General features: G+C 43.5%; 14 protein-coding genes. 10 read left to right on the top strand and 4 right to left on the bottom strand.

What is annotated here, in order from left to right; genetic code table 11:
* The first annotated feature begins 18 nt into the window (after positions 1-18).
* The 3 genes from NSQ29_RS19395 to NSQ29_RS19385 are packed head-to-tail and all read left to right on the top strand — an operon-like array spanning position 19 to position 3,055.
* Positions 19-1,326 carry an ABC transporter substrate-binding protein gene (locus NSQ29_RS19395; protein ID WP_341125860.1) on the top strand — a complete coding sequence of 436 codons (1,308 nt, stop codon included), beginning with the start codon at positions 19-21 and terminating at the stop codon, positions 1,324-1,326.
* A gap of 45 nt (positions 1,327-1,371) precedes the next feature.
* Complete coding sequence (locus NSQ29_RS19390) at positions 1,372-2,436, top strand: LacI family DNA-binding transcriptional regulator (RefSeq protein WP_341125859.1); 1,065 nt, start codon at positions 1,372-1,374, stop codon at positions 2,434-2,436.
* Positions 2,437-2,494: 58 nt separating this feature from the next.
* Positions 2,495-3,055: a GNAT family N-acetyltransferase gene (locus tag NSQ29_RS19385; protein WP_340968208.1), complete on the top strand. Its 561-nt coding sequence runs from the start codon at positions 2,495-2,497 to the stop codon at positions 3,053-3,055.
* Positions 3,056-3,117: 62 nt separating this feature from the next.
* Here the strand turns inward: NSQ29_RS19385 and NSQ29_RS19380 are convergent, their stop codons facing one another.
* The 4 genes from NSQ29_RS19380 to NSQ29_RS19365 all read right to left on the bottom strand — a co-directional run bounded on the left by NSQ29_RS19380 (position 3,118) and on the right by NSQ29_RS19365 (position 7,655).
* Positions 3,118-4,020 carry a manganese catalase family protein gene (locus NSQ29_RS19380; RefSeq protein ID WP_340968210.1) on the bottom strand — a complete coding sequence of 301 codons (903 nt, stop codon included), beginning with the start codon at positions 4,018-4,020 and terminating at the stop codon, positions 3,118-3,120.
* 275 nt (positions 4,021-4,295) lie between these two features.
* Positions 4,296-5,468 (bottom strand): glycoside hydrolase family 130 protein, encoded by a 1,173-nt coding sequence (locus NSQ29_RS19375; protein ID WP_076284262.1) that lies wholly within the window; start codon positions 5,466-5,468, stop codon positions 4,296-4,298.
* Entirely contained in the window at positions 5,468-6,682 is a 1,215-nt protein-coding gene (locus tag NSQ29_RS19370) for an AGE family epimerase/isomerase (RefSeq protein WP_340968213.1), read from the bottom strand. Before NSQ29_RS19370 ends, NSQ29_RS19375 begins: the two co-directional genes overlap by 1 nt.
* A 22-nt stretch (positions 6,683-6,704) precedes the next feature.
* Positions 6,705-7,655 carry a glycoside hydrolase family 113 gene (locus NSQ29_RS19365; RefSeq protein WP_340968215.1) on the bottom strand — a complete coding sequence of 317 codons (951 nt, stop codon included), beginning with the start codon at positions 7,653-7,655 and terminating at the stop codon, positions 6,705-6,707.
* 302 nt (positions 7,656-7,957) lie between these two features.
* Here NSQ29_RS19365 and NSQ29_RS19360 point away from each other — a divergent pair, with 302 nt between their 5' ends.
* The 7 genes from NSQ29_RS19360 to NSQ29_RS19330 all read left to right on the top strand — a co-directional run bounded on the left by NSQ29_RS19360 (position 7,958) and on the right by NSQ29_RS19330 (position 17,085).
* The gene (locus NSQ29_RS19360) at positions 7,958-8,737 is read left to right on the top strand and encodes a response regulator transcription factor (protein WP_042186104.1); all 780 of its coding nucleotides are present in this window, start codon (positions 7,958-7,960) and stop codon (positions 8,735-8,737) included.
* Between the two features lie 319 nt (positions 8,738-9,056).
* The gene (locus tag NSQ29_RS19355; protein ID WP_340968216.1) at positions 9,057-10,427 is read left to right on the top strand and encodes an ABC transporter substrate-binding protein; all 1,371 of its coding nucleotides are present in this window, start codon (positions 9,057-9,059) and stop codon (positions 10,425-10,427) included.
* A 128-nt stretch (positions 10,428-10,555) separates the two neighbouring features.
* Complete coding sequence (locus NSQ29_RS19350; protein WP_042186108.1) at positions 10,556-11,437, top strand: carbohydrate ABC transporter permease; 882 nt, start codon at positions 10,556-10,558, stop codon at positions 11,435-11,437.
* 3 nt (positions 11,438-11,440) lie between these two features.
* Complete coding sequence (locus NSQ29_RS19345; protein WP_042186110.1) at positions 11,441-12,274, top strand: carbohydrate ABC transporter permease; 834 nt, start codon at positions 11,441-11,443, stop codon at positions 12,272-12,274.
* Between the two features lie 76 nt (positions 12,275-12,350).
* A complete protein-coding gene (locus NSQ29_RS19340; protein ID WP_341125858.1) occupies positions 12,351-13,382 on the top strand; it encodes a glycoside hydrolase family 130 protein in 1,032 nt (343 codons plus the stop codon).
* Positions 13,383-14,001: 619 nt separating this feature from the next.
* Positions 14,002-14,964 (top strand): acetylxylan esterase, encoded by a 963-nt coding sequence (locus tag NSQ29_RS19335; protein ID WP_042186114.1) that lies wholly within the window; start codon positions 14,002-14,004, stop codon positions 14,962-14,964.
* 48 nt (positions 14,965-15,012) lie between these two features.
* Positions 15,013-17,085 carry a methyl-accepting chemotaxis protein gene (locus NSQ29_RS19330; protein WP_341125857.1) on the top strand — a complete coding sequence of 691 codons (2,073 nt, stop codon included), beginning with the start codon at positions 15,013-15,015 and terminating at the stop codon, positions 17,083-17,085.
* Positions 17,086-17,156: the final 71 nt, after the last annotated feature.

Raw genomic sequence — 17,156 nt, 5'->3', positions numbered from 1 at the left:
AGAGGAGGCTGTCCGTTGATGGGGATGAGATTACACTGGACTACGCGTACCATACTGCTGCTTCTCATTTTGTTATCGATTAGTGGCTGTGAGAACAACACCAAACAGACGGAATCTACAGTGCCTCCAGTTGGAAACGAGGTGAAGTCTGACTTATCCGGCACCATAGTCATGATGACCAATCGAATAGATCTGATTGAGAATGGAACCTTTCAAGGGTACGCAGACCAATTTAAGCAAAAGTACCCCGAAGCGAATGTTGAATTTGAAGGTTTATCCAATTACGCAACGGACATTCTGGTAAGACTGTCCACCAAGGACGCCGGAGATGTACTTTTGCTTCCTGTGAATCTTCCATCAAAGGAACTGGATTATTTTTTCGAACCGTTGGATGAAGAAACTTCGGCTAGTGAGCGCTTCACTTCTTTTGCTACTTATGATGGTAAGCGATATGGGCTATCTACGGGAACTACCACGGTAGGGATTGTCTATAATAAAAGGTCCTTCGAAAAAGCAGGAATTACCGCGGTTCCACAGACACTGGATCAATTCTACGAAGCTTGCGCTAAATTAAAAGAGGCTGGAATTATCCCGCTGTATATGAATTATGGAGCCGTCTGGCCACTGCGTGAATGGGGAAATAGTCTGGTCAATTATATGACAGGCAACCCTGAGTATCTAAATAATATGGTAAATGAGGATAGTCCATGGCAGCTTGATAATGAGTGGGGGAAATCCATTTCCATTGCTCGAACCTTAATTGCTAAAGGTTATGTAGAGAATGAACTCTTCTCGAACAATTGGGAGATCTCTAAGACTAGACTCGCTAAAGGTCAAGCTGGCATGTATTTACTTGGAAATTGGGCGGTTGGTCAAGTGCTTGATGTGGGGGCTTCACCAGATGATATCGGATTCTTCCCATTTCCTTATGATAATAGCAGTACTCACTATGCGCCGATCAATCCAGACTGGTTCGTGGGTGTTAGCAAATACAGTAAGAATAAAGAGCTTGCTATGGCTTGGTTGAATTTTTTTGTAAAAGAGACTTCGTATTCAGATGATTGGGGATTCCTTCCTGCTGATTATAGTCTGAACCCTTTTATGCCGCAGTACCGTGAATTTCTATCTTATGAACCTAAGCTGGTTTATGGCACGGTACAAAGTGATGCGTTCATCGATCTGGCAAATGGAGCTAAGCTGTCCTTTTGGTCCGGAGATTATATTCAAGAGTTACTTGCTGCGCCTGATTTACAAAAGTCTTTTGACGAATTAAATGCAAAATGGACGGAAGCGCGGGTAGCTACACAGGTAACTTCTCAGCCTTAACTTTAGTTTAACATTAATTTTATTACAATCTCTGGAGGGTTTAATATGGCTAAAAAGGTCACCATGCAAAAAATAGCTGATCATCTCGGTGTATCCAAATTTGTTGTCTCCAAGTCACTTTCTGGTAAAGCTGGCGTTAATGAGACGACCAGAGAACGAGTGATTCAAGCGGCTTCGCAGTTAGGCTATTTTACGCAAAAAAATGCTTTTGTTCAAGGTGTCAAGCGGACTCCTCCGGTAGGGGGGAGTGATCGGAATAAGCAATCTGTGCTTGTATTAATGCCGAATATCCGCTCGCAAACTCAGGATTCCTTGTATTGGGGAAAAATTGTGGACGGTATTGCCCTTGCGCTGGATCAAGAAGGACTTGGAATGGTGATCATCTCTGAGAATCGTGCGGATAATTTCGTGAATATCCTGAACCCAAGCGGGATTCTTGGTTTGGTAGGTGTGGGCGAAATCTCCACTTCTTTACTACTTGAGGTACATCGCATCGGTCTGCCGATGGTGTTGATTGACCATGAAGATCCATTAATTCCAAGTGATACTGTATTCGCGAACAATGTGGATTCCATGGCTCGACTTACTAATCATTTGATGGGGACAGGCCATACACAAATGCATTTTATCGGGAATATTGGATTTTCACGCAGTTTTCGGGATCGGTGGATTGGCTTCCGGAGTGCGCTGGAGGAGAGTGGGATAAGACTGCCTTTGGAAGATGATGCGAATCTCTTTTTAGAAGGGGTGGAGGAAGATGTATTCCAAGAGGATTTTAAAAATTGGGTCATGAAGCGGAAAAAAGCTAAGACACTCCCAACCGCTTTGGTCTGCGCCAATGACAAAACAGCACTTACGGTCAGTGATTTCCTGAAGGCAGAAGGTCTTAATATTCCAGGGGATATCTCGGTCACGGGCTTTGATAATATTGAGGATGCCTCAAGAGGCGTTCCGCCGCTTACTACTGTACATGTCCCTAAAGAAGCGATGGGCCGGGCGGCAGTGGAGAAACTGCTAAGTCGGATTGGGCATCCCTCTGCACCATTGGAGAAGATCCTGATTGCAGCAGACATAGTGCATCGTGATTCTGTGGATATACCGAGAGAATAGAAATTAGCCGATTAAAAATAATTGAAAGCCATGGAATTTTGGTTAGGGGGACTCAGTTATGTCAGAAGCAGTTGCAATACCAAAGATCGAAGGCGAAAATATTCATCTGCGTGGTGTAGGAGAGTCCGATCTGGAGGCCTATTACAAATTTTTACTTGATGATGAGATGGGTCGTCTAACAGGGTCGCAAGGGGGAATCTCTCGCGAGCAAACATCGGCTTGGATTCGAAAGATTAGTGTTCCAGCTGAGGATCGTGTGGATCTTATGATTATCGTCAAGGAAACGGATGAGCTTATTGGAGAAGTGGTTCTGAACGAAATAGATCCGGACAACCGTAGCGCAAATATTCGAATTGGGATTCGTAGTCATGAACATAGAGGGAAGGGTTACGGTACTGAGGCTATGACTCAAATGCTGCGATATGGCTTTGAAGCCTTGAAGCTGCATCGTATCCATCTGGGTGTATATCCTTTTAATCCAAGAGCCATTCATGTCTATGAGAAGCTTGGTTTCAAGCACGATGGTGTGGAGCGGGATGCTCTTTATGTAGACGGAGAATTTCATAACATGATTCTGATGTCTATGCTGGAGGATGAATATCGGGCTTTGTACAATTAAAAAAAGTGAACCTATGGTGAGGAAGACGCTGCGTAAATTCCTCACCAGATTCACGTTAAATATTATTCTGTAATATTTCCAGCCATTTTGAGGCGTTTGGCAATTTCTTTAAAGTCTTCGGGGGAGATTCCTGGGGCGAACTCCTCTTCGACTGCAGGAGCTACGGGGATCGGGAAGCCTTTAGGTGCTCCCTTAATAACTTCAAGAGGGAGGTTATCCTCTGGGTGGGTTCCCTTCCAAATCTGATCGATGGCGCCGAAGTCACTGTCACTCCAGGTGTACAGCTTTGTATGCACACCTTTCTCCTCATATTTATTCGCTTCACTAAACGATTTGTTATTTAACGAAGGAACAGGCACTAGTTTCGTTACATTAACACCTGTTGCGATTTCGATGGCTTTGGCATAAGCGACCACATGGACGCCACCGCGCACTAAGAGGAATCCGACTACAGCGCGTGCAGCTGGATGGTCCGTCATTTCGTAAACTTTCATTTTATGTGTTCTGGCTCCACATTCGAGGAAGAAGTTATGTAGCAGATCTTCCACTAGGTTGCCGCTATTAAATACATTTGCTCCGGTCCATGGATTCCCCGTTGAATCAAAAGGCATAGCACCTTGAGCCCCCGCCAGAAAGTGATAGGATAAACGCGCATCTTTTACGGAACCTAGAGGGGTGGAATCTGGCTCTTTATAACTTGTTGACCCTCGAAGGCATTTGTTGATGGCATGCGAAACTAGCTCCACATGGCCTAGCTCTTCCGCTGTTATACTCATCACCAAATCATAAAAGGGTTTCAGTTTGTCTTTTGAACGGAAATTAAAGGATTGATAGAGATAATTGTTAAGGGTCGACATTTCTCCAAACTTTCCGCCAAGCAGTTCTTGTACAGCGGCAGCAGCATTGGGATCTGGCTTCTCAACTTCAGGAATCTCGATCATGATCTCATCCATACGTTTGAACATTTATATCTCAGCCTCCTTGGAGTTAGGGGATTACTGAGCTATTTTGAGCTTAAACTATAGGAATTAATCATTAAACGGCTAAAAAGTATGGATATTTATCAACAATAAGGGAGTATCCATGAACAGATTTACAAGTCGAAAGAGCATCAGTAAACACTATCAGATACCCACAGTAACGTGCTAGGGGACACAGAATGATCAAAAACGCAGAGCAGCGACCCCTCCATTAAGGAGAATCGCTGCTCTGTTGATTTTTAAGGACTCTGAACTCTTATTTACAGCGCTAAATTACGATCGATGAGGGCGATACGTTGCTCTACACAAGCATAAGAGCGGAGTGGATCTTCTGGTGTGTTCAGTACGTAATCTAACATTTGTTCAACCGTAGTTGTTGCTACATGGATGCGGGTGTCGGAGGAAGCGTAGTAGATATAGATCTCACCGTTATCGCGTGCAATTACACCGTTACAGAATACAACGTTGGAGACATCACCGACACGTTCTTCACCGTCTGGTGCGATGAAATGACCGCCTGGTGAGTGTGTGACTTTGTTTGGCTCCTCCAGGTCAGATAAAAAGGCATAGAGGACGTATCTAAGCCCAGCGGCAGTGTTTCGCACACCGTGTGCGATATGCAACCAGCCTTTTGGTGTTTTGATTGGAGCTGGACCTTGGCCATTCTTAACTTCCTTGATGGTATGGTAGTGGCGCTCATCCATGATTGTCTCACTTGTAATCACGGCATCCTCAATCGTATCCGAGAGTCCCCAGCCAATACCGCCACCGGAGCCTGCATCAATAAAGCCATCCTGAGGGCGAGTGTAGAAGGCGTATTTTCCATCCACAAATTCAGGGTGGAGCACGACATTGCGCTGTTGAGCAGAACCTGTCTTAAGATCGGCCAGACGTTCCCAGATCTTCAGATCCTTTGTACGGACAATACCACATTGTGCTACTGCGCTGGAAAGGTCACCGTGTGGAGCGTCTGGATCTTTACGTTCTGTACAAAAGAGGCCATAGATCCAGCCATCTTCATGGCTTACTAAGCGCATGTCGTAAACGTTGATGTCCGGAACTTCTGTCTCAGGCAACACGACTGGATGATCCCAGAAGCGGAAGCCATCCACACCATTGTCACTTTCAGCTACAGCAAAAAAAGATTTACGGTCATTACCTTCCACGCGGGCAACAAGATAGAACTTACCGTTAAGTTCTATGGCACCAGGGTTGAAAACGCCGTTGACGCCGATTCTTTCAGCGAAGTAAGGATTGGTGTCAGGGTTGAAGTCGTAACGCCAGATTAGAGGAGCGTGCTCAGCGGTAAGCAGTGGATAAGCATAACGGTTATAAATACCGTTTCCATAAGGAAGCTTTTCATTTTTACGGGTGATCAGCGCTTCATAACGTTCTGTTAATTGTTGTTTGCGTTCATGAAATAACGATGACATTATACAGTCTCCTTTAGGGTTGAATTCAGTCGTGCGATCATTTCGAAGCAGGCTCTGCTGTTATGATAAGGGCATTTCCAGGCACTAACCTTGGTTGCGTGAGGGAGAGGCAGATGCTTCTCGTCCACGCCCCAGTACCATTCGCCTAGTTTGTGATCCACCATATATTTATCGATAAAAGTCCAGGAGGCTTGGGCAGCCTCGTTAAATTTGCTGTCACCGGTCAGCTGATAAGCATTATAGAATCCAACAACCGCCTCCGCTTGCGGCCACCAATCTTTATCTTTGCTTAGCAATCCGCTCGGATCAGCTTCATTCCATATCCCGCCATCGGTATCTATACCTTCTGCAAGAACAGCTTCTGCCATGGAGATAGCGACGGTTCGAACACGCTGTAGCAGCTTTTCTTCGCCAAGTATTTCTGCGGCTTCCACAAGCAGCCAGCTGCCTTCGATATCATGTCCATAGGAGATAATATCTGACTTTACATTCCATGCCTCATCTAAGAAAAGATGAAAATGCTTGCCTTCGTTATCAATGATATGGTCCAGCATCGTTTCGATTAGCTCAGCCAGCGTACTCGCCAACTCCTCTGACTTCCATACTCGATAAAGTCCGGTATACGCTTCCAACACATGTAGATGCGTGTTCATTGATTTTTTCTCATTCAAGTCCTTGCTGCTAAGACTGAGGTTATCCGTAATTTGCCATTCCCGAGATAAAGCTTCAACATAACCTTTATAAGTTGAATCATAGCCATATTTCTCAACAAGCCGGAATATTTGAATAGCCTCATCTAACACCTCAGGCCGTCCAGTCGCGTGGTAGAATTCAGCCAATGCGTAGATAGCAAAAGCTTGGCCATAGATCTGTTTTTTCTCCTGAGAAGGTTTGCCTTCAGTATTCACCATCCAGTATAATCCGCCATACTCCTTATCGATGAAATGATCCATCAAATAGGCATAGGCACGCTCTGCCATGGCCAGATATTCTGTCTTGCCGTAGATCCGGTAAGCGCTGGCAAAGGACCAAAGAATACGGGCATTAAGCACAAGGCTTTTATCCGCGTCAGGTGCAATGTTCAGCTGATTGTCGATTTCACCAACAAAACCGCTATTGATTTCGTCCTTCGTCTGTTTCATCCAAAAACTAAGAATATTACCCTGTAGCTCATCCTCAAGCTGGGTCAACCATAATTCTGGTGAATTAATCATTGGTAAGTAGTCACTCCTCACATTACTTATTGATTTTCGAGGTGAAGTAATCGTTGATGATCCCAGCGGCTTGTTTGCCATACATACAATAATCATCATTGTGTTCTGCTTCATGAATTGGATAAAGATGAGTAGGCCAATCCCAAAGCATAAAGCCCTGAACCCAATCTCTGCGCTCACAGCTTTGAAACATTGCCTGATAGAAGTTGCTTTGTTCTGCTTGACTTGGTTCACCCTTCAAGGTCCAATCATTAGGAATCGCCGCACTCCCGCTTCGGCTTGGGCAACCCGCTTCCATGAAAAAGAATGGCTTATTCTGTGATCTCACCACATGCTCAATCCGGTCGAGCTGAGCTTCCCAATCGTTAGCTGGATAATATCCACTTGAAGAAATCACATCGAGCGCATCCCACCAGGTCACGTTATCCTCCTGATACTTATCGCAATTATAAGTAAGAATTCCTGAGTAAACCTTCCGAACCTCGGCAATAAGCGTACGCCATTCGGTTTCTCGTCTATCCGTTTGTACAAGCTCGCAGCCGATACAGAACATCTCACAGCCTGTTTCTTCAGCAATAGCAGCATAATGCAGAATAAATTTAGTATAAGAGCTGAACCACTCAGACCATTTAGGCTCGCAAGGAACATCCTTATCGAAAAAGTTAATGTGAGCACGCCAAGTTCCGTCCGCGCAATTAACGATCGGCTTCAGGCATACCTTTAGCTGCAGTGACTTCGCTTTACTGATGGACTGTTTCACTTCTTCGTCGGTAACGGTTGGCGCCTCCCCATAGGGAATTTCCGTAGAATGAGCGGTAGCTTGAAGCGCACTAAAGGCAATGGCCGTCCAGTTCGCTCCAGTGACTGAAGACATGAGTTCCATCGAACGTTCCGCTTCTTCCGTTTTCCATGAACCACGTGTACCCGAGAAGCCCCAGGTTATGCCTGCAATGTATTCGTTGTTAAATATCATCGAGAATCCCCACCTTACATTGAAAATAGAAAAGAGAATAATTAGTAAAATAATTTTGTTATATAGTTATTATTAATTTGTTAGTTTATAATAACAACTTAATTTAGTTATATACTTTTTCGAAGATGATTTCAAGGACAATTTATAGTTGCAGCTGGGAAATTAGAATAACTTTCGTTATAGTAAATACAAGACTATAAAAGAGTGTAATCGTACATTGACGTAATACATAGGAAGAATTCTATTCGTGATGATGGAGCAATCATAATAACTGGCAGATACAACTGGAGGGAAGTGCTCAAATGATAAATGTTATGATTGCGGACGACGAGGAGGTCATTCGCAGGGGGCTCGAAAAAATCACATCGAGGATGGAGCTAGATGTACATGTAATTGGATCCTACGGTAACGGGGTGGAAGCCTGGGAGCATTTTGAAAAGTTATCCCGAGATGACATTGATCTGCTTATTACAGATATCAAAATGCCTAGAATGGATGGCTTTATGTTGATTGAACAGGTTAGAGGACATATGGAGGATATACCTATTGCCGTTCTTAGCGGTTTTAGTGAATTTGAATATGCCCGCCGAGCAATCCGCCATGGGGTGATGGATTATTTACTAAAACCTATTGATAAGACTCAGCTATATGAATTGCTCAAGAGAGTAGAGGATACAAAGAAAAAGAACGTCACAGAGCAGGAGGAGATGTTCTCTCAAGCGGCAGATGGTGGAGAGCATTACGTAGTTGAACAGACTAAAAGCATACTGGAGAGGGAGTATGATCAGAACTTCGAACTTGAGCGTTTGGCGGAGACCGTCGGTATGAATGCGAGCTACCTCAGCCGGTTGTTTAAAATAAAGACGGGGCAAACCATCACCGATTATCTAATTCGGATTCGTATTACTAAGGCGAAAGAATTGCTGATCGAGCATCCCGACTTAAAAAATTATGAAATTGCCGATAAGGTTGGCTATAGTGATCCGGTTTATTTTAATAAATTGTTCAAGAAAATGTGTGGTATGACACCTAAGGATTATAAAAGTGGCTGTAAATTACCGAAAATGGAACGTGAGTTTTAGTCCTATATAGGAAGCTATTATTTAGGAGAGCGATAAGCTCTCTTTTTTTGTGGTTATTTTCAATAAATTAGATAATAAAAACACCATAATAAAAACAAAAATAACAAATATAAGACCAGAAAAAGCAATTCAAACCATCGTTTTGCGTTAAAAATAGATCTATAATGAGTTTGTAAGCGATATCATCACTTTTTTTCAAGAGTAATTCAGTGAGTTTGATAATAGTGATTACTCTATTAAATTGATGGTGATGATAAAAGTTATTATTTTTGTTATTAAACCAAATTAGAGTCGAATTGAAGAGAGGGGTCGTAAAAGCATGAAAAAAGGCAAAACAATGATGGGCTTGATGGCACTGACACTTATGGCAGGATTGTTTAGCGGTTGTTCCTCAAACAACAACACCAACAATGAAGGTGCTAAAAACACAGGAAGCAATGGATCCTCAACAGAGGCGACGGCAGCTCCGGCTGATGATGCAGCAGACAAGGATATTAAAGGGGATATCACGGTTATTACGCAAAGAACGGATATTGTTGATACCGTATTCAAAGAGTATGCGGCTAAGTTCAATGAGAAATATCCTGATGTAAAGGTAAACTTTGAAGCGCTTGCTACTTACGAAGATCAAATTAAAATTCGCATGAGCACTAGTGACTATGGCGACGTTCTGTTGTTACCTACAAGCATAGCTATTAAAGATATTCCCGATTTCTTCGAACCACTGGGTACACTCGAAGATATGCAAAAACAATATACAGGTGTGGAAGAACGAGCAGTAGACGGAATGGCTTACGGAATTCCAATGACCATCAACTTTAACGGTATTATTTACAACAAACAAGTCTTTAAAGATGCCGGGATTACAGAGGTTCCAAGAACGCCTGAACAATTCTTAACTGCTCTGCAATCTGTTAAAGACAAAACGAAAGCTGTGCCTCTGTACACGAACTACGCAGCTGGCTGGACATTGACCCAATGGGAAGCGGATCTGGCTACAGTAGCTGGTAACCGTGATTATGTGAACATTGGTCAAGTGGCTAGCGACGATAACTATGTTCCAGGTCAACCTCACTATGAGCTGTACAAAATCCTGTACGATGCAGCACAAAAAGGTTTGATTGAAGAAGATCCGACGACTACAGACTGGGAATCTTCCAAAGCGGATCTTGCTAACGGAAAAATCGGCACGATGGTTCTTGGATCTTGGGCAATCGGTCAAATCAAAGGTTTAGCAACGAATCCAGATGATGTTGGCTTTATGCCATTCCCTACGAATGCAGATAAAATCCTTGTACCACTTGCTGGTGACTACAATCTGGGTGTCAGCGTTCATAGTAAAAACAAAGAAGCTGCTAGAGCTTGGGTGGATTGGTTCATTAACGAATCTGGCTACCCAACGACTGAAGGTGGCGGTATGAGCCCGGCTATCGGTGCAGAGCTTCCAGAAATTCTGAAACAATATGAAGGCACTGAAGTAACCTTTGATACACTTGCAGCTGCTAAAGCCGGTGAAGAAGGCTGGTCTGATGAAATCGACAAACAAGCCGAAATCGGTGCTTGGCAACCAGACTTCAAGAAACGGATTATTGAAGCCGCAATTGGCAACAGAAAAGAATCCTATGATGACATCATGAAGGACCTCAACGACAAGTGGAAAGCCGCTCGCGCTAAAGTCACAGCACAGTAACAACTATAAGCTTTCTTAAATGCTATAGGCGGTAGTGGATGTGGGAGGGGATATGCGAACGGGCATTTCCCCCTTCACATTTAAACGAGTCATAAATAAATGAGGATGCTTTTCTGGAGGTGTATCGGGTGTTCAAGTTTTCGAATTTGAGTTACAAAAATCAACGGATTGCCATCATATGCTTGTTCTCATTAGTGCCGATCGTATTACTACTCACATTTGCTTATTATCCAGTAATCAGTATGTTTCGGTACAGCTTCACCAGCTGGAATGGCCTAAGTAAAAATATGGAGTACGTTGGGTTAGAAAACTACAAAACCATTTTTACGAAACCGGAGTATTTTTCCGTATTTAAGGTCAGCTTGTATTATTTCTTCACTACCTTTATTCAGATGGCACTTGCTTTGTATTTTGCAACCATACTGAGCTTTAGTGTTCGCATGAAAAATTTATTCAAAGGGATTTTGTTCTTCCCAACCTTGCTAAACGGTGTAGCGATCGGCTTTATCTTTCTGTTCTTTTTCAAACCAGATGGCACGCTAGATACGATTCTTAACCTGCTCGGACTCAGCGGTTTACAGCAGAAGTGGCTGCTCAATCCGAACTTGATTAACTTCTCGCTCGCAGGTGCGTCACTGTGGAGATACATGGGGATGAACTTCCTGATCTTCCTTGGGGCTATTTCCTCGATCGGTTCGGATATTTATGAAGCTGCTGAGATTGATGGTGCAAACAGATGGCATCAGTTTATGCATATTATTTTGCCAAGTATTAAACGTATTCTGCAATTGAACCTGATTCTTGCGGTCAGTGGCGCTATTGGTGTGTTTGAAATTCCATACGTCATGACAGGCGGATCTAACGGAAGTAGCACATTTGTTATTCAGACAGTCGATGTAGCGTTCAAATATAGCAAAGTTGGATTGGCTTCAGCGATGGCCGTAGTTTTGCTGGGTATCGTTATTGTAGTTACTATTTTGCAGCGCGTTCTGATCAAGGAGGAGAAATAAACTATGCATTCTGTAAAATATACCACTGCTAGTATATTCAAATATCTCACCTTGATTTTGGGAGCACTTGCAGCATTGATACCTATCGTAGTTGTATTTTTTGCCTCATTAAAAACAGGGCCGGAATACGCTTCAACCGGACCGTTAACGCTGCCAGAGAATTGGCTGAATTTCTCCAACTACACTAAGGCTTTTGTTGATGGCAAAATGCTTCTAGGATTTAAAAACACTGTCATTATCGTTGTGATCTCTATCCTGGGTGCAACGCTGACGGGCTCAATGATGGCTTATATTTTATCCCGGTTTAAATTTAAAGGCAGTAAAGTTCTCATCAGTATGTTTCTGATTGCTACCCTGATTCCGGGTGTTACAACGCAAGTGGCAACCTTCCAAATCATCAATCACTTGGGCCTGTTTAATACCAGATGGGCACCCATCGTGATGTACCTCGGTACCGATATTATCGCTGTATATATTTTCATGCAGTTCCTGGATTCGATTTCCGAGTCACTGGATGAATCCGCGATGCTGGACGGGGCTTCGTATTGGACGATTTATTGGAGAATTATTTTGCCACTACTGAAACCGGCAATTGTAACAGTAATTATTGTGAAGGGCGTAAATATTTATAACGATTTTTACACTCCTTTCCTATATATGCCGAAAACAGATCTCCAAACGATCTCCACAGCACTCTTTAAGTTTAAAGGTCCATACGGATCGCAGTGGGAAGTAATATGTGCGGCGATTATGATCGCGATTATTCCGACATTGGTTGTGTTTACCGCGTTACAAAAGTATATCTACAATGGATTTTCGCAAGGTTCCGTTAAGTAAGCTTAGTAGTAGATTTCATAGCAGCACTAGATAAAGTAGCATACTGAAAAGTTGCATACATTTGGAGGGAATACTAATGAATGAAGTGAAATTGGTAGGAGCGAGTGCAGTGAACATCCCGAACATGCCTTGGCAGGATAAGCCTGCTGGCTACGAGAACCCGATTTGGAGACATAATGATAACCCGGTTATCAAAAGAAATCCTGCAAAAGGAGTAGCCCGTATTTTTAATAGTGCGGTTACTGCGTTTGAAGGTAGTTTTATCGGAGTATTTCGTGTAGAAGATAACACAACGCGTCCGCATTTGCGCATGGGACATAGTGTTGACGGTCTAGATTGGGAAATCGATGATGAGCCGATCCGATTTATAGATGAAGAAGGTAACTCTTATCAGCCGCGTTATGCTTACGATCCACGTCTGGTTAAGGTCGAAGATACATTTTATATTATCTGGTGTACAGATTTTTACGGCGCAGCTATCGGTGTTGCTAAAACGCAAGATTTCAAAACATTTACCAGCTTGGAAAATCCATTCCTGCCCTTCAACCGGAACGGTGTATTGTTCCCTAGAAAAATCAACAATAACTTCGTGATGTTGTCCCGTCCAAGTGACAGCGGACATACACCATTCGGTGATGTATTCCTTAGTGAAAGCCCTGACTTTGTATATTGGGGTAAACACCGCCATGTCATGAGTAAAGGTGGCCAAGGCTGGTGGCAAAGTGTCAAGATTGGCGGCGGACCTGCACCGATTGAAACTACAGAAGGCTGGTTGATGTTCTACCATGGCGTTACTGGTACCTGCAACGGTCTTGTATATAGCATGGGTGCAGTTATTTTGGATATAAACGAGCCTTCGAAAGTAAAATATCGCTCGAAAAATTTTGTGCTAACTCCTGAAGAATGGTATGAGGAAAGAGGTTTTGTGAATAACGTTTTGTTCCCATGTGCCACTCTGCATGATGCAGAGACGGGCCGTATCGCCATCTATTATGGCGCTGCTGATACTTATGTAGGCGTTGCATATACAACCGTTGATGAAATCGTCAACTATGTCATCGACACCCATGAAGAGGTTGGCGACGATGCGGGCTTAGGGAAAATTTAATAGGGTGAACAACCTTTGAGGAACAAGTTTTAGGTAGAGTGAAGTTGGGTAGATATTTGGTGGCTGAGCAGCGTTCGAAAAAAGTGTGCGGCGTGTAGTGTGCTGTATTTTGTGTGCTGGGTTCTGCACGTTGCGCGCTTTGTGTTATGTGTTATGTGGCTTGAGCTTTTCATTGCATTCTCTGCAATAGAAACTCTCGATTTCGTCTGAAAAATAGAATCTATTGCACTCTCTGCAATGGATTTCCGCAAAAATCACTTTTATGCTCATTTTCGCTCGAACTGATTGCACAAAGTGCAATAGAAGAAAGACGGACACTCATATGGAGAGATTCTATTGCACAAATTGCACTTAAACTAACCTGTTTGGTGGTTTTTAGTGTAAATAGATGCACATTGTACACTTATTTCAGGCGAGATGGCTCGGAATCGCCATTGTTAGCAATTTTAGTTGTATAGAGTGCAATTAAATGAACAACACAACATACTTAGCTGTAATAGTTGCACAAAGTGCAACTAGCGAGCTCTTGTTATTAGTAGAAACTAACGGAAAACTCACATAAGCGGGTTTTCCGTTTCCATTGTTTTTTAAGTGGAAAAGCCTTAAGGAGGACCTAAATATGGGAAACGACATGACATTGTCACAATTAAAAAAATATAACGGAAGCAGCCCAAAACCAGTCGACTTTGACGCATTTTGGGAGCGGGCTTTGCATGATCTGGATGCCCAGTCACTAGATTATGAGCTAGAGCCTGCGGAGTTCGTCAGCGAGCTGGCGGAATGTTTTCATCTGTATTTTACCGGCGTTGGTGGAGCAAGAATCCATTGTAAATATGTAAGACCCAAGAAAAGGGGTTCAGAAAAAGGTTCTGGTGTCGTGATGTTTCATGGATATTCCTGTGACAGCGGGGATTGGATGGAGAAGGTGACTTATGCGGCCCATGGGATTAGTGTCCTTGCGATGGATTGCCGGGGACAAGGCGGACTTTCCGAGGATAATCTTACAGTAAAAGGCACAACCATTCGTGGACATATTATTCGCGGCATTGACGATCCTAATCCGCACAACCTTTACTATCGTAATGTGTTTCTGGATACAGCGCAGACTGCTCGAATATTGATGTCTATGGAGGAAGTTGATCCAGCACGAGTAGGTGCTTTTGGTTTATCTCAAGGCGGAGCGCTTACTGTAGCTTGTGCAGCATTAGAGCCGCGTGTGAGCATGGCCGTTCCTGTATATCCGTTTCTTTCAGATTATAGACGGGCTTGGGAGCTTGATATCACTACGTCAGCTTATGAGGAAATTAACTATTATTTCCGCTTTTTTGATCCTCATCATTTACGTGAGGACGAGATTTTTAATAGACTGGGTTACATCGATATTCAGAATCTCGCGGAGCGAATTCAAGCCAAAATGTTATGGGTTACAGGGTTATCCGATGTGATTTGTCCACCTTCAACGCAGTTTGCCGCGTACAACAAAGTACTAGCGCCCAAAGAGCTTATGGTTTATTATGAGTACGGTCATGAGTATTTGCCATATCTTTCCGATCGGGTGTTACAAATGTTCATGACCTTGTAAACGATAAGCCAGTAGGCATAACAGACGACAACGGTGGTGAATGATTAGATGAAAGTACAAGTGAAAAAAGAAAAAAGACGATTCCAGCTGCATCCATCCAAATCCATTGGGGTGCGGCTTTTTCTCATCTTCTTTGTTTCGACGATGGTGCTCGTGCTCTCTCTCGGCTACACTTCCTATTCCGTAGCTGAGCATACGATCGAGACGAATGCGCTGTCAGCCAATCAACAGACAGTCGTTCAAACCGCTGAGAAGTTTGATGTGGAATTGTTACGTTATGAGGATGGTCTAGGAAGAATCTTGTACGACAATGAAATTCAAAGTGCACTCAAACAAGGGAATAATCCCACTACAAGTAATGAGGAACGTAAGGTACTATCTAACCAGATTAGTGCGCAGCTAAATGATTGGCTCACGGCATCAAACGGTGTGGAGGCCGTATACCTTATTCCGATGAATGAAGGTTTTCCGATTTCTTCGGCGGGTACCAAAGATAGCGCTTTTATTGAGAGTTTCAGAGAATCCTCATGGTTTAAGCAGCTAGAAGAGAAGCCACAGAGTATATGGATTCCACGTGAATTACAGGGCCAGGAAGGAAATGCATCAGGTGTTTTCCATTTGGCCAAATCGATTGCCGGTGATTCTAAAAGCTCGGGATACATAGTCATTAACGATATTAGAATTAGCGAATTAGAAAATCAGCTTCGTAAAGTGGATCTTGGAACAAGCTCCTACATGCAATTGCTAACGAATAAGGATGAATTGATAGCCTCCTCCCAGCAAGTGGGGACGGATACATATCTGAATCTGGGAGGGACGCTTCTGGGTGGTCTGCAGAATACAGCAGGCTCATTGCCAACAAAGGATGAGAAGGGGAAATCTATATTAGCTGTATACGGAACACTAGAAACCTCGGGATGGAGGTTACTTGGTGTTGTACCGGCTGAGAACTTGACGAAAGACGCACTGCGTATTCTCAAGACTACTTATATTATTGTTGCTGTAGCAGCTGTTATCGCCATTTTAATAGGGTATTGGATGTTCAGAATGGTGTCTCGACCGCTGACCAGACTTAAGAATTTGATGTCAGAGGGAGCCGAAGGGAATCTAGGGGTGCGTACGAATATCACCTCACGTGATGAGATCGGTCAGTTATCCAGTTCTTTTAACATGATGATGGAACGAATAACAGAGCTGGTTATCCATACTAATGAAACTGCTCGGAAGGTACTGGAAACCGCCGATGAGCTTAGCGGTGTTTCGCGCAAGACAGCTGATGCAGCTATGGATATTGCCGCGGCCACGGAAGAAATTGCGGGTGGTGCTGGCAGTCTAGCCTTGGAAGCTGATCGTGGCAATGAGTTGACGGGGCAAATTTCGGTACAGATGGATTTAGTTAATTCAGCTACTCACGAGATGGATCAAACCGCACATAGCATTGGCGAAATCAGTGAGGAAGGCTTCAACAGGTTGAAAGAATTACTTAATGAGACGAATAGGACGGGCCTGAAGACGAATCAGCTTGTGATGAAGGTTAATGAGCTGACAGAAACGGCATCTTCCGTTATGAAGGTTCTTAATGTGATGCAAAATATTACTCAGCAGACGAATATCTTGTCACTGAATGCCACCATTGAAGCAGCAAGAGCAGGTGAGGCCGGGCGAGGATTCATGGTGGTAGCCGATGAAATACGCCAGCTTGCAGATCAATCGAAAGAGTCTATTGCTGTTGTGGCTGAAATAACAGATACCGTTATGAGAGATATGAACGAGACGGTTGTGGTTTTATCAGAAGTTGCACCGCTCTTTAATCAGCAAATGACTTCCGTGCAGAGCACTAGCGATATCTTCGTATCTGTGCAGGATCAGATGCAGCATTTTATCGCCCGTCTGAATGCTGTAACTGTGTCGATGGACAGCCTGAGTCAATCGCAAAAGGTTCTATCCGATTCGATGAGCAACGTAAGCTCAATAGCTGAGGAATCATCAGCTGCATCTCAAGAAGTTGCCTCACTTAGTGGAGAGCAACAAAGTGTAAGTGATCATTTGGTAGAGCTTTCTTTGAAGCTGGAGGATGCATCCTTGCAGTTAAAGGAGAAATTATCGAAGTTCAGCGTGTAGGGTAGCCGTAACAGAATACTAAATTAAAGAACCGCTTATTCCTTTTGGAGAAGCGGTTCTTTGTTTTGAGC

This window comes from Paenibacillus sp. FSL F4-0236 (genome assembly GCF_038000135.1).
GTDB lineage: Bacteria > Bacillota > Bacilli > Paenibacillales > Paenibacillaceae > Paenibacillus_AQ.
Note: the sequence above shows the minus strand (reverse complement) of the source record. Positions and strands in the feature narration are given on the sequence as shown.

Bases quoted from the DNA above. Each gene is read 5' to 3' on its own strand.
- NSQ29_RS19360 (WP_042186104.1), top strand. From the start codon at position 7,958: ATGATAAATGTTATGATTGCGGACGACGAGGAGGTCATTCGCAGGGGG.
- NSQ29_RS19335 (WP_042186114.1), top strand. From the start codon at position 14,002: ATGGGAAACGACATGACATTGTCACAATTAAAAAAATATAACGGAAGC.
- NSQ29_RS19370 (WP_340968213.1), bottom strand. From the start codon at position 6,682: ATGATTAATTCACCAGAATTATGGTTGACCCAGCTTGAGGATGAGCTA.
- NSQ29_RS19390 (WP_341125859.1), top strand. From the start codon at position 1,372: ATGGCTAAAAAGGTCACCATGCAAAAAATAGCTGATCATCTCGGTGTA.
- NSQ29_RS19330 (WP_341125857.1), top strand. From the start codon at position 15,013: ATGAAAGTACAAGTGAAAAAAGAAAAAAGACGATTCCAGCTGCATCCA.
- NSQ29_RS19355 (WP_340968216.1), top strand. From the start codon at position 9,057: ATGAAAAAAGGCAAAACAATGATGGGCTTGATGGCACTGACACTTATG.
- NSQ29_RS19345 (WP_042186110.1), top strand. From the start codon at position 11,441: ATGCATTCTGTAAAATATACCACTGCTAGTATATTCAAATATCTCACC.
- NSQ29_RS19380 (WP_340968210.1), bottom strand. From the start codon at position 4,020: ATGTTCAAACGTATGGATGAGATCATGATCGAGATTCCTGAAGTTGAG.
- NSQ29_RS19365 (WP_340968215.1), bottom strand. From the start codon at position 7,655: ATGATATTTAACAACGAATACATTGCAGGCATAACCTGGGGCTTCTCG.
- NSQ29_RS19375 (WP_076284262.1), bottom strand. From the start codon at position 5,468: ATGTCATCGTTATTTCATGAACGCAAACAACAATTAACAGAACGTTAT.
- NSQ29_RS19340 (WP_341125858.1), top strand. From the start codon at position 12,351: ATGAATGAAGTGAAATTGGTAGGAGCGAGTGCAGTGAACATCCCGAAC.
- NSQ29_RS19385 (WP_340968208.1), top strand. From the start codon at position 2,495: ATGTCAGAAGCAGTTGCAATACCAAAGATCGAAGGCGAAAATATTCAT.
- NSQ29_RS19395 (WP_341125860.1), top strand. From the start codon at position 19: ATGGGGATGAGATTACACTGGACTACGCGTACCATACTGCTGCTTCTC.